The following is an 11,311-nucleotide window of genomic DNA, read 5'->3' as shown; positions in this document are numbered from 1 at the left end:
TCGGCGGGGTGGGGGGGGGGGGGGGGGGCCCGCGCGCGGGGGGCGATATCGGCCTGACCCCCGACCCCCCCCACCGTTATTTGGCTCCCCCAAAAGCCCACCTCTCCCCGCAAGCGGGGAGAGGTAAACTTCACCGCGCCTCTTCGAATCCGGCCAGCACCGAGGTCAGGTTCGCGCCGAGGATATCCGAGAGATAGCCGCCCTCCTGCACGAACACGGTCGGCAGGCCCATCTTCGCGATGGCTTGTCCAATGCGGCGGAAGCCGGGCGTGGTGACGGCGAGGCCTTTTAGCGGATCGTGCTCGGAGGCGTCGAGGCCAAGTGCGATGACGAGGGCGCCGGGCGCAAAGGATTCGATCGCCTTGCGTGCGACGTCCATCGCCTGCATGTAGCCGTCATCGCCGGTACCGATCGCCAGGGGAATGTTGAGATTTGTGCCGAGGCCGGGACCTTCGCCGCGCTCATGCGCGTAGCCCCACACGTAAGGATAATATGCGACGGGATCGGCATGGATCGAGACCGTGTAGACGTCCGGCCGCGCGTAAAAGATTCCTTGCGTGCCGTTGCCGTGATGGACGTCGACGTCGAGGATCACGACGCGCTCGTGCTTCTGCCGCAGATGCGCCGCCGCGATCGCGCTGTTGTTGAGGAAGCAGAAGCCGCCGGCCATGTCGCGATAGGCGTGATGACCGGGCGGACGGCAGAGCGCATAGGTCGCGTCCTCGCCGTCCATCACCATCTGTGCCGCGGTGACCGCGACGTCGGTCGCAGCGCAGGCCGCGGCCCAGGTGCCCGGGCCGATCGGCGCCGCGGTGTCGGCGGTGTGCCAGCCGAGCTTGCCGGTGATATGGGTGGGATAAGTCGCGGCATGGCGCACCGGATGGATATTGCCGATCATCTCCGGACCGGAATCGCCGAGCGCGGTCCAGGCGTCCCAGGCCTCGCTCAGGAACGACAGATATTCCGGACTGTGGATGCGCGCACGCGGCCCCTGCCCGAATGTGGTTGGTTCGACCAGTTGGTGCTTGCCGTCCTTGAGGCCTTTGAGCAGGCGGTCGGCACGTTCGGGCTGCTCGGTGGTACGCTTGACGACACCGCGAACCAGGAAGAATTGCGGATCGTGGCTGCGATGCAGCTCGGTATGGACGGCTTTCACTCGAACACTCCGTGGTCGCTTTGAGGGTGCCACAGATGTCTAAATCCCCGCGGCGGCGAGATGCAAGCAAGAAGAATGCCGTCCCTTTCGCACCGCCCTGCGCCTGAAGCAGATCGCTCGTGAAGCTCAGCAACGCCCGCGCTGGAGGCAGTGCTCGCGGCCCTGCTGGTCGGTGCGAAAGGACTCGACGAAGCCGCCCTGACGCTGGGTGACGAAGATCGTCTTGCCGTCGTGGCCGCCGAAAGCGAGGTTGGTCGGCTCCTTGGCCCTCAGCGCGATCTCCCGCTCGACCGCGCCATTGGCCTTCATCAACGTGATGGTGCCCTTGAGGATGCGCGCGACATAGAGGCGGCCAGCCATGTCGGTGCGCAGGCCATCGACGCTGTCGGGCTGAAACGCCTTGACGAGTTTTGGACTGGTGAGCTCGTTGCCGCCGATCGTGTAGGACCAGATCTGGCCGCTGCTGGATTCCCCGACATAGAGCGTCTTGTCATCGGGGCTGAGATCGATGCCGTTGGTGGTGCCCATCGCGCGCGGCGCCGACATGAGCTGTCCCTGCACCGTTCCGTCGGCTGCCTTCGCGATGCGCCAGATATGGCCTTCGCGACCTTTCCAGTTCGGATCACTCGCGTAGATCGTGCCGTCGCGGGCGATGGTGATGTCGTTGGGCTGGTTCATCTCGTCGGAGTGAAACCAGATGGCGGGCTCGGTCGATCCCTTCGGGATCGCGAAGATGTTGTGCTTCTTGTAGTCGGCGATGAACATGGTGCCGTCGCGCGCGAAGCGGATGGCATTGCCGACGCTGCCCTCGGGCAGCGCCGTGAAGGGCTCGGACGCCGCGCCGCCGACAGGCAGCTTGCCGATGGTGCCGGGCTTGCCGAAATTGACGACGAAGAGATTGCCGTCGAGATCGGCGGCCGGCCCTTCGATGCCGAAGGTGTATTCGCCTGATGGCGTCACCTGCACGCTTTCGAACAGTTTTGTTTCCGCTCGTGCCTGTGCCGTCGCAAGGACGAGAACAACGCTACTGCACAGGCACCAGAAATTCCTGCCGGATGTAATAGCCATCGCCGTCGCTGCACTCGCCATTCAGGTAGGGATCGGCCGGCCGGAAGAAGCGGCTGAAGCCGGGTTTGTCTACAGCGTTCCTTTGTGTCACGACGACGACCTTGGCAGCCGGTATTTCGCCGCATTCCCTGTTGGTTTTGCCAAAGAACTTGCGCTGCGGCGGGCCGGACTTGATCCGCATCCGGATGCCTGGGACCATTTTTGACACCAGCAGATCCGCCGTGTCGAGCAGGCGCGTGTAACCAGGCTCGGCCTTCGGCAGGCCTTCGCCACCTGGCGGCATCAGCTTCTCCGCGCCTAACCCACGAAGCCGCGTGCGCAACTTGCCGAAGTCGGGATCACCAGGATAGATCCAGCCATCCTGCGACAGCATGAAGCGAAGCACCGTCGCGTCCTTCTGAGCGTCAGATAGGCCCGGCTTCAGGCCGAAGTCCGAGTGACAGCCGACGCAGTGCTTTTCGACGAGGCCTTTGCGCAAATTGGTGAGCCGGACGCTGTTCTGCGCATCTCTGGCCACGAAGACAGCCAGTTGATCGATCAGCGCCTGGCTACGCATGTCGCAGGGCAACGGCGGCGGCGCATCGCCCGCGGCGCGGTCGATCCGGATCACGGTCTGGTTCTTGTCCTCGACCAACCAGATTGCGCCGTCCTCCGCGACCGTCATGCCGACGGGGGCGCCCTGCGGCCGCGCGCCGTTGACGCGGTGCCAGCCTGCGATCAGCTCCTCGAACGGCGCGGCGGCGACGTCGCCGGCCTCGGTCTGAAAACTGTGGGTCGGATCGGCCGCGCAACTGACATGATAGCGGACCGGCGCCGGGGCGGGCTTCGGGAAGCCGTGGTCGTCGACGTCATAGACGATGACGCGGCTGCCGGTCGGGCGATAGCCATGCAGGCCGACCAGCAGCTTGCCCTCGAGCTCCGGAAATTTCGCGCCGTGATAATAGAGCATCGCGAGCGGCGCGCCGTGCGGCGGCAGCAGCGAGAACGGCGCCTTGTAGAGAGCGTTGGCGGTGCACAGCGATTTGTAGATCCCCGACTGCAATACGATCCTGAATTCGGGACTCGGCGTCGACAAATCGTAGCAATAAGGCCAACCGTAATGCCTGCCCTGCTCGATGGCGTTGATCTCCTCGTTCGGCTTGAAAATGTCAGGCAGGTCGCGGCCGTTCTCGCCTTGCAGGAAGGCATAGCCCGCATCGGGAAAGTTCGGGTGCAGCGCCAGCGCCATCGAGTTGCGCAGGCCGCGCGCATAGACGCCGTGCGGCGGGTCGGGTTCGCCAGGCTTCAACGCCGGGAAGATACCGCCCGGGGGCGGCGTGAACAGCCAGATCGACGCCATCGCGGAAGCACCCTCGGCCGCCGCGCAAGGTCGCGTGATCGGCGCCGGCGTGATGCAGTCGTCGCTGTGCGAGCCGATGTTGACGAACAGCCGGCCGTTCCTGTCGAACACAAACTGCTTGAGCGGGTGCGCGCTCTCGTCGACCCTGGTGCCGTCGGGCAATGTGATCCGGCGGCCCGGCATCTGACGGACGATGGTCTCGACCGTGTCGCGCGGATTGTCGGCGAGCGGATCGAACCGGAAGATCGTCTCCGCGCTCGAGGCATAGAGCTTCTTGTCCGGACCGATCACGAGGCCAAACGGATATTCGATTGCAGTGAGCAGCTCCTTGAACCGCCGTCCCTGGGGCGCGCGCGGGTCGAGCAACAGCAGTCGGCCATCGGTATGGCCCCAGCCCGCCATGTCGGCGACCACGAACAGGTCACGACCGGGCACCTGGATGATCGCCCGCGGGAATTTCAGCCGATCCTCCTCGCTGGCGACGAGGCCGGCGCAAAATCCGGCCTTCATGTCGATCTGGATTCTGGGAAAAGCCAGATCGGCACTGCCGCAGGTCTCCGTGCCGATCGCATAGCCGCTCTTGCGGACCGGTTCTGATGAGCCTACCGAGGTGAGGGTCAGGAGCATCACCAAGGCGCCCGCGCATGCGCGCAGGCTTCGGCTTTCACGCCAAAATGTGAGGTGGTTCACGGCGCCTCCCGGACTTTCCGTCCAGGGTTGTTCCATGCCGTGGGAATGCCGTCCAGTTGATCAACACCCCCTTGTGATCAAACCAGCAGGGGGCTTGGCGCCGACCAATCTCCGTAGATTCCCTTACCGGGCTCGACCCGAATGTTTCGCGAAGGCTTGGAATGGTATCGGTTTGCCGTCCCAATCGCTCCCAATAGGAGACGCATATGGTCCAGGTCTATTTTCACTGCTCCAATACCGAGGGCACGCTGATCGATCGCAGCGGCACAGCCGTGACCAACCTGACCGAGGCGCGCGACCGTGCCGCCCAGATCATGAACGCGATGATCCTGACGCCCGGCGCTGAGGATTGGCGCGACTGGGTGATCCATGTCAGCGGCTCCGACGGCGAGGAGATCTTCGACCTCCCCTTCACTGCCATGCTCGGCAAGCCGCACTGAGGTGATGCCATGTTGCTCGCGTCACTGACCCTGCTCCGCCAGCCCCTGAGCTTCGTCGCCGGCAAATGGCAGACGCTGATCCGGATCGCGGGCAATCCCTACCGGCCCGAGCTCCACTACATGCGCGGGCCTGGCCCGAAATGGCACGCCAAGTATCAGGCCAGCCGGCTGGATCGCGCGCGCTGAGCCCTGCGGCTTCCGCTTCCCACTGATCGGTCTCTCGACTCGTGATGCCCGAGCATAGCCGTCCGAAGGACGGCGTCGCTTCCGCTCGCCTATGCCCCGGGCATTCACGCGTTGGCGCCTCCCCCGCCTGCTTCACACCAGCCATGTCGCGCCTCCCTTTCGATATTCTCGGTGGGGACGATGTGCCATTGTCCGCGCACTCCGCCGATTGCGGAGCTCAGCGCAACGAAGCCAAACCGAAGACAGCACACAGACATCATCATGCCGCACCAGTTCAGCCACGCCCAAACCGTCCGCAAGCCCGCCATCACAACCAAAGGCGGCATCGTCGCCGCGCAGTCGCGGCGGGCGGCCGAAGTGGGGGCGCAAGTGCTGGCGGCGGGCGGCGACTGCGTGGATGCGATCGTCGCCACCACCTTCGCGCTCAACGTGCTGGAGCCCTGGAACAGCGGCATGGGCGGCGGCGGCGCGATGGTGCTCTACCGTGCCGCGGAAAATCGCTACGAAGTGATCGACTACGGCATGTGCGCGCCGCAAAGCCTGCGCGCCGCCGACTATCCGCTCAGCGGCGAAGGCGCGGCTTCCGATCTGTTCCCCTGGCAGCGGGTGAAGGACGACCGCAACATCCACGGCCCCGCCGCGATCGCCGTGCCCGGCGTCGTCGCCGGCATGGAGGAGGCGCATCGCCGTCACGCGAAGTTGCCGTGGAAGGATCTGGTCGCGCCGGCAGCGGCCCTCGCCGGCGAAGGCCTGCTGGTTGACTGGTGGACCACGCTGACGATCGCGGCATCGGCGGCCGATCTTCGGCGCTATCCGCGAGCGCGACAACGTTCCTGAAGGACGGCCTGCCGCCAAGCGCGCCATGGGGCATCAAGTCCGAGACGCGACTGCCGCTGGACACGCTGAAGGCGACGCTGTCGCACCTTGCCGACGCCGGTCCGCGCGATTTCTACCATGGCGATCTCGCCAGAAGCATCGCATCCGACATCAAGGCCGACGGCGGCGCGCTGTCGGTGGAGGATCTCGCCGCGTTCCGAGCTCATCTGCGCGAGCCGCTGGCGATCCCCTATCGCGGCGGCAAGGTGTTTGCGACGCCGGAGCTCACAGCCGGGCCGACAATGGCGCATGCGCTGCGCCTGTTGCAGCAGAACCTGAATCCGGGAAGCGCGCCAGACGCGGCCGCCTATGCCGAATATGCGCTCGCCCTGCAATCGGCTTATCGCGAGCGGCTCAAGGATATGGGCGATGCCGACGGCAAGCGCTCGCTCGGCGCGGACTATCTGGCGCCCGCCTGCACCACGCACTTCTGCGTGGTCGACCGCCACGGCAACATCGCGGCGGTGACGCAGACGTTGCTGTCATCCTTCGGCTCGAAATACGTCACGCCGCACACCGGCATCGCCATGAACAACGGCATCATGTGGTTCGACCCGACGCCGGGCACCACCAACTCGCTCGCCCCGGGCAAGCGCTGTCTCACCAACTACACGCCTGTCATCGCCGAGACCGCGGACGGCAAGCGGCTCGCGGTCGGCGCCTCCGGCGGTCGCCGCATCCTGCCGTCGGTGATGCAGATCGTGTCGTTTGCGATGGATTTCGGCATGGATCTCGATGCCGCGATCCACCAGCCGCGCATCGATGCCAGCGAGGGCGCGATCGTGATCGGCGACGCCAGACTTTCGAAGGAAGTCCGCAAGGCACTCGCCGCGCGCTTCGACTATGAGGAGACGCAGGTACAGGCCGTGCCGATGAAGTTCGCCTTCCCGAGCGTAGTGATGCGCCAGGGCGACACGAATTCCGGCGCGGTCGAGATTTTTCATCCTTGGGCCGATGCGGTGGCGGAAGCCTAAGGCTTAACGAAAACCGATTGAGCCGCGAGCACCGCTGCACCTCTTCCGCTTGCGGGAGAGGTCGACGCGCGCCGGGCGATGCAAAGCATCGTCCCGCGCGCGGCGGGTGAGGGCTCTCTCCTCTTGGGGATTCCCTGTATGGAAACACCCTCTCCCCAGCCCTCTCCCGCAAGCGGGAGAGGGAGCGCACCTGTGCTGCGGCAACAGTAAATCTAATCGCGCCGTTAGATCCCGAGCCGGTCGCGCACCCGGCCTGCGATCACTGCCGTCGTCACGCCCACCGGCCAGAATGCGTGCATCGGGATCGGCTTGATGCCGGTGACGGGCATGTCGAGCTCGGCCTTGGCGCCTCCGATCAGACGTCGTGCGAGCTGTGCGCCCATCGCGGTCGAGAGCGCGACGCCGCGGCCGTTGCAGCCGAGCGAGATCAGGACGTTGTCCGCGGGCTCGTGCACATGCGGATAATGATCCCCGGTGATGGCGAGCCGGCTGTTCCAGCCATGGGTCCAGGCGACGCCCTCGAGTTGCGGCCATAGCCGCTCGGCGTATCGCATGAGATAGGCGACGTCGCGCGGCGAATTGATCCAGCGCATCGGACCGCGACCACCCATCAAGAGGCGGTTCTGCTGATCGACGCGGTAATAGACGGTGATGTGGCCGCTCTCGTAAAGGACGGGACGCGTCGGCATGATCGAACGGGCCACATCGTCGGACAACGGCGCGGTGGCCGCGATCGAGGAGAACACCGGCACGATGGTTCGGCGAAGCGCCGGCCAGAGATCGTCCGTAAAACCGTTGGTCGCGAGCAGCACCTTGTCGGCATGCACCACCGCGCGCGGCGTCCCGATGCGCCAGCGGCTGCCCTCGCGGCGTAGCGACAGCGCCGGTGTCTCGCCGTGCACCTTTGCGCCCGCGGAGATCGCGGCGCGCGCGAGACCGCGGGCATAACTGAGCGGATGCAGATCGCCGCCGCGGGTATCCAGCATGGCGCCGACGTAGCGATCGGTGCCGGTCATCGCGCGCAGCTGCTCGCGGTTCAGGTACGACACCGGCATGCCGCGGGCAGTGCATTGCCGCGCGGTTGTCTCGATCGCGGCGGCGCTGGCCTGGTTATAGGCCGCGCGCAGCGTGCCGTTCTGCCGCGCCTCGCACGGGATCTGGTAGCGGCGGATCAAATCGTGGGTGAAGTTCGTCGTGCCGTAGGAGAAGTCGATCATGCGGCGGCCAAGCTCAGTGCCAAAATCGGCTTCGATCTGATCGGGGTCGTGCTTCAGTCCCGGATTGGTGTGGCCGCCATTATTGCCGGATGCGCCCCAGCCCGGCTCCTGCGCCTCCAGCACCAGTGCCTCCACGCCCTGCTCGGCCAGATGCAACGCCGTGGACAGACCGGTGTAGCCGCCGCCGACGATGGCGACCGAGACCGTCTTGTCGATTTCGAGCGGCGGCGTGGCCACCGGCGCGACGGCGGTGTCGGCATAGAGGGACGGCGGCAGAGGCAGGCGCGTGGTCATGGCAAGGACCGGTCAGAGCGGATGCAGCACGCGGCGCAAAAAATCCTGCGTCCGCGCATGCTGCGGTTGATTGAGCACCGATTTCGCCGGTCCCTGCTCGACGATGACACCGCCGTCGATGAACAGCACGCGGTCGGCGACGTCGCGGGCAAAGCCCATCTCGTGCGTAACGACGACCATGGTCATGCCGTCGTCAGCAAGCTTGCGCATCACGCCGAGAACGTCGCCGACCAGTTCAGGATCGAGCGCCGAGGTCGGTTCGTCGAACAGGATGGCCTTGGGCTGCATCGCCAGCGCCCGCGCGATCGCGACGCGTTGCTGCTGGCCGCCGGAGAGCTGCGGCGGATGTTCGTTGGCTTTCTCGGCAAGGCCCACCTGGGCGAGCAGCGCGCGGCCACGCTCGAATGCGGCAGCGCGCGGCTCCTTCTTCACATAGAGCGGACCTTCGACCACGTTCTCCAGCACCGTTCGGTGCGGAAACAAATTGAAGCGCTGGAACACCATCGAGACCTGGGTGCGGACTTGCACGATCGACGGCGCGTCGCGGTCGACCTTCAATCCCTCGACGCTGATCTCGCCGCGGTCGTAGCTTTCGAGACCGTTGATACAGCGCAAGATGGTGGACTTGCCGGAGCCGGAGGGGCCGACGATGCAGACCACCTCGCCCTTCTGCACGGAGGCCGTGATGCCCTTGAGCACCTCGTTTTCGCCAAAGCTCTTGTGGACGTCGGTCAGCTCGATCATTTCTTGCCGGCCCGCTTCTCGAAGTGACGGACCAGCAGGATCAGCGGAATGCTCATGGTGAGATACATCAGCGCAACCATCGTGAACACGTTGGTGTTCTTGAAGGTCGAGGACGCGATCAGCTTGCCTTGCAGCGCGAGCTCGGCGACCGTGATGGTCGAGGCCTGCGAGGAATCCTTCAGCATCATGATCATGACGTTGCCGTAAGGCGGCAACACGATTCGCACCGCCTGCGGCAGCACGACGCGGCGCATGGTCAGCCACCAGCCCATGCCGATCGATTGCGCCGCCTCGATCTGCCCCTTGTCGATGGCCTCGATGCCGGCGCGGAAATTTTCCGCCTGATAGGCCGAGTAGGCGATGCCGAGCCCAAGGATCGCAGCCTGCAACGCGGACAGCGTGACGCCGAGATCCGGCATCACGAAGTAGAGGTAGAACAACAGCACGATGATCGGAATGCCGCGGATCACATTGATCAGGCTGGCGCTGAGCAGCGACAGGACGCGGATGCCGGAGACCCGCATCATCGCCCAGACGAGGCCAAGCACCGTCGACAGCAGCAGCGAGCCGATGGTGACGACGATCGTCAGCACGACGCCGCTCATCAGGATCGGGAAGAATTCCGCCGCGTCGTGCCAGAAGCCTTTCATCGATCAGCCTTCATCGATTGACCTCTCGCGATCAACCCTGGGCCTTCAGGCCCCATTTATCGAGGATCTTCTCGATGGTGCCGTTGGCCTTGAGCTTGGCGAGCGAGGCGTTGATCTTGCCGAGCAGCGCGCTCTCGCCCTTGCGGACGCCGATGCCGACCGAGCCGACGGTAGCAGGCTTGTAGCTGTCGACGAGCCGCACCTCGGGGAAGCCGCCCTGCTTCAGATTGTAGGCGAGGATCGGATAGTCAGCGTAACCGGCCTTGAGGCGGCCGGTGTTCACGTCGCGCAGGATGTCGGGAATGGTGTCGTAGGCCTTGACGTCGGCAAACAGGCCGGACTTTTTCAGCGCGTCGACGAAGGCGGTGCCGACCTGGGCGCCGACCGTCTCGCCTTTCAGATCGTCCTGCGTGGCGTAGGCCTTGGTATCGCCCTTCGGCACGACGAGGCCTTCCCCGTAAGTGTAGATCGGATCGGAGAAGTCGACGACCTCCTTGCGCGGCGCGGTGATGAACATCGCGGCCGCGATGATGTCGATCTTGCTGGAGGTCAGCGACGGGATCAGCGCCGAGAACGCCATCGGCTCGATCTGCACGTTGAGGCCGGCATCCTTGCCGATCTCGGTGATGAGATCGACCATGATGCCCTGGATGGTGTTGGTCTTGGTGTCGAGGAAGGTGAAGGGAATGCCTGTCGGCGTCGAACCAACCTTCAGCACCTGCTGCGCCGAAGCCGGCGCTGCTGCGGCAATCGCGAGTGCCGCGACCGCGGCCTGGACAAAACGCTTCAACGCCATCGCATTCCCCTTTGGGCTCGGCCGATGGCGGCGCTCGCAGATGTCGTGATCGCAGACATTGCGGGCCGAGCCGTTTCGGCCTATTTTCACCAACATGAAAATTTGGTCACACTTTCGCGGGTCATGCAAGCGGTTTTCATGCACATGAAGGAAGCGGTTTGACGTGAGCGGTGGCAAAAGAATGCGCAGACCGGCCGCCGCAAAGCCGGTGAAGAAGGTGCAGATAAAGGCGAAGGCGAAAGCCAACGCCAACACCAAGGCTATCGCCAAAGCCGCCGAGCCCGCGATGGACATCGCGGTCGGCCGCCGTATCCGCGATCTCAGGCGCATCAGGCAATTCTCGCTCGAGACGGTCGCTTCGCGCACGGATCTGTCGATCGGCTTCCTCAGCCAGATCGAGCGCGGCCTGTCGTCGCCGTCGCTGCGTGTGCTGGCCACGCTCGCCGACGTGCTCGGCGTCGGCATCGCCGCGCTGTTCGGCGCGAGCCCGAACGCCGACGGTGCATCCAATCAAATCGTCACGCGCGGGCTTCAGCGGCCCGAGCTGAAGCTCTGGCGCACCGGCGTGTCCAAGCAATTGCTGAGCCCGGCCAGCGCCGACAACCGGCTCAACCTGTTCCTGGTGCATCTGGAGCCAGGCGGCTCCACCGGCGACGAGCTCTACACTCATGACGGCGAGGAAGCCGGCCTCGTCCTCGAAGGCGAGATGATGCTGACGGTGGACAGCGAGACATGGTCGCTGAAGACGGGCGACAGTTTTCGGTTTGCAAGCCGGCGGCCGCACCGGTTTTCCAATCCGGCCAATGACGCGAAGTCCGTGGTGCTGTGGGTGAACTGCGTGACAGGGACGGCGTAGCGCAGCCGTCATTGCGAGCGAAGCG

At 65.1% G+C, this 11,311-nt stretch carries 11 protein-coding genes and 1 pseudogene; 5 read left to right on the top strand and 7 right to left on the bottom strand.

Features of this window, described 5'->3' with window-relative positions; all coding sequences use genetic code 11:
* Nucleotides 1-130: 130 nt before the first annotated feature.
* The 3 genes from AC0L3K_RS33410 to AC0L3K_RS33400 form a co-directional block, all read right to left on the bottom strand.
* Complete coding sequence (locus AC0L3K_RS33410; protein WP_473367611.1) at nt 131-1,156, bottom strand: histone deacetylase family protein; 1,026 nt, start codon at nt 1,154-1,156, stop codon at nt 131-133.
* Between the two features lie 126 nt (nt 1,157-1,282).
* A complete protein-coding gene (locus tag AC0L3K_RS33405) occupies nt 1,283-2,224 on the bottom strand; it encodes an SMP-30/gluconolactonase/LRE family protein (RefSeq protein ID WP_007600595.1) in 942 nt (313 codons plus the stop codon).
* Nucleotides 2,181-4,253, bottom strand: coding sequence for a PQQ-dependent sugar dehydrogenase (locus AC0L3K_RS33400; protein ID WP_473367610.1), 2,073 nt, complete (start codon nt 4,251-4,253; stop codon nt 2,181-2,183). The genes AC0L3K_RS33405 and AC0L3K_RS33400 overlap by 44 nt, the downstream gene beginning before the upstream one ends.
* A gap of 206 nt (nt 4,254-4,459) precedes the next feature.
* Here AC0L3K_RS33400 and AC0L3K_RS33395 point away from each other — a divergent pair, with 206 nt between their 5' ends.
* The 3 genes and pseudogenes from AC0L3K_RS33395 to AC0L3K_RS33385 all read left to right on the top strand — a co-directional run bounded on the left by AC0L3K_RS33395 (nt 4,460) and on the right by AC0L3K_RS33385 (nt 6,729).
* Nucleotides 4,460-4,693, top strand: coding sequence for a DUF6894 family protein (locus tag AC0L3K_RS33395; protein WP_007600593.1), 234 nt, complete (start codon nt 4,460-4,462; stop codon nt 4,691-4,693).
* Nucleotides 4,694-4,702: 9 nt separating this feature from the next.
* Nucleotides 4,703-4,879: a hypothetical protein gene (locus AC0L3K_RS33390; RefSeq protein ID WP_219685338.1), complete on the top strand. Its 177-nt coding sequence runs from the start codon at nt 4,703-4,705 to the stop codon at nt 4,877-4,879.
* A gap of 261 nt (nt 4,880-5,140) precedes the next feature.
* Nucleotides 5,141-6,729: pseudogene (locus AC0L3K_RS33385) on the top strand (gamma-glutamyltransferase family protein).
* Nucleotides 6,730-6,953: 224 nt separating this feature from the next.
* Here the strand turns inward: AC0L3K_RS33385 and AC0L3K_RS33380 are convergent.
* The 4 genes from AC0L3K_RS33380 to AC0L3K_RS33365 are packed head-to-tail and all read right to left on the bottom strand — an operon-like array spanning nt 6,954 to nt 10,430.
* Nucleotides 6,954-8,240: an NAD(P)/FAD-dependent oxidoreductase gene (locus AC0L3K_RS33380; protein ID WP_007600587.1), complete on the bottom strand. Its 1,287-nt coding sequence runs from the start codon at nt 8,238-8,240 to the stop codon at nt 6,954-6,956.
* A gap of 12 nt (nt 8,241-8,252) precedes the next feature.
* Nucleotides 8,253-8,984 carry an amino acid ABC transporter ATP-binding protein gene (locus AC0L3K_RS33375; protein WP_027568180.1) on the bottom strand — a complete coding sequence of 244 codons (732 nt, stop codon included), beginning with the start codon at nt 8,982-8,984 and terminating at the stop codon, nt 8,253-8,255.
* A complete protein-coding gene (locus AC0L3K_RS33370; protein ID WP_007600584.1) occupies nt 8,981-9,634 on the bottom strand; it encodes an amino acid ABC transporter permease in 654 nt (217 codons plus the stop codon). Before AC0L3K_RS33370 ends, AC0L3K_RS33375 begins: the two co-directional genes overlap by 4 nt.
* A 31-nt stretch (nt 9,635-9,665) precedes the next feature.
* Entirely contained in the window at nt 9,666-10,430 is a 765-nt protein-coding gene (locus tag AC0L3K_RS33365) for an ABC transporter substrate-binding protein (RefSeq protein WP_007600582.1), read from the bottom strand.
* 24 nt (nt 10,431-10,454) lie between these two features.
* Here AC0L3K_RS33365 and AC0L3K_RS33360 point away from each other — a divergent pair, with 24 nt between their 5' ends.
* Together AC0L3K_RS33360 and AC0L3K_RS33355 are read left to right on the top strand one after the other, a co-directional pair.
* Nucleotides 10,455-10,592, top strand: a complete 138-nt coding sequence (locus AC0L3K_RS33360) for a hypothetical protein (RefSeq protein WP_354201023.1) — start codon at nt 10,455-10,457, stop codon at nt 10,590-10,592.
* A 19-nt stretch (nt 10,593-10,611) separates the two neighbouring features.
* Nucleotides 10,612-11,286 carry a helix-turn-helix domain-containing protein gene (locus AC0L3K_RS33355; RefSeq protein WP_007600580.1) on the top strand — a complete coding sequence of 225 codons (675 nt, stop codon included), beginning with the start codon at nt 10,612-10,614 and terminating at the stop codon, nt 11,284-11,286.
* The last annotated feature ends 25 nt before the right edge of the window (nt 11,287-11,311 follow it).

Source organism: Bradyrhizobium sp. MI1.10 (genome assembly GCF_055811035.1).
This window is presented reverse-complemented; position numbering and strand designations above follow the sequence as displayed.

Coding starts and splice junctions, on each gene's coding strand:
- AC0L3K_RS33405 (WP_007600595.1), bottom strand. CDS start 2,224: ATGGCTATTACATCCGGCAGGAATTTCTGGTGCCTGTGCAGTAGCGTT.
- AC0L3K_RS33395 (WP_007600593.1), top strand. CDS start 4,460: ATGGTCCAGGTCTATTTTCACTGCTCCAATACCGAGGGCACGCTGATC.
- AC0L3K_RS33390 (WP_219685338.1), top strand. CDS start 4,703: ATGTTGCTCGCGTCACTGACCCTGCTCCGCCAGCCCCTGAGCTTCGTC.
- AC0L3K_RS33380 (WP_007600587.1), bottom strand. CDS start 8,240: ATGACCACGCGCCTGCCTCTGCCGCCGTCCCTCTATGCCGACACCGCC.
- AC0L3K_RS33375 (WP_027568180.1), bottom strand. CDS start 8,984: ATGATCGAGCTGACCGACGTCCACAAGAGCTTTGGCGAAAACGAGGTG.
- AC0L3K_RS33370 (WP_007600584.1), bottom strand. CDS start 9,634: ATGAAAGGCTTCTGGCACGACGCGGCGGAATTCTTCCCGATCCTGATG.
- AC0L3K_RS33365 (WP_007600582.1), bottom strand. CDS start 10,430: ATGGCGTTGAAGCGTTTTGTCCAGGCCGCGGTCGCGGCACTCGCGATT.
- AC0L3K_RS33360 (WP_354201023.1), top strand. CDS start 10,455: ATGGCGGCGCTCGCAGATGTCGTGATCGCAGACATTGCGGGCCGAGCC.
- AC0L3K_RS33355 (WP_007600580.1), top strand. CDS start 10,612: ATGCGCAGACCGGCCGCCGCAAAGCCGGTGAAGAAGGTGCAGATAAAG.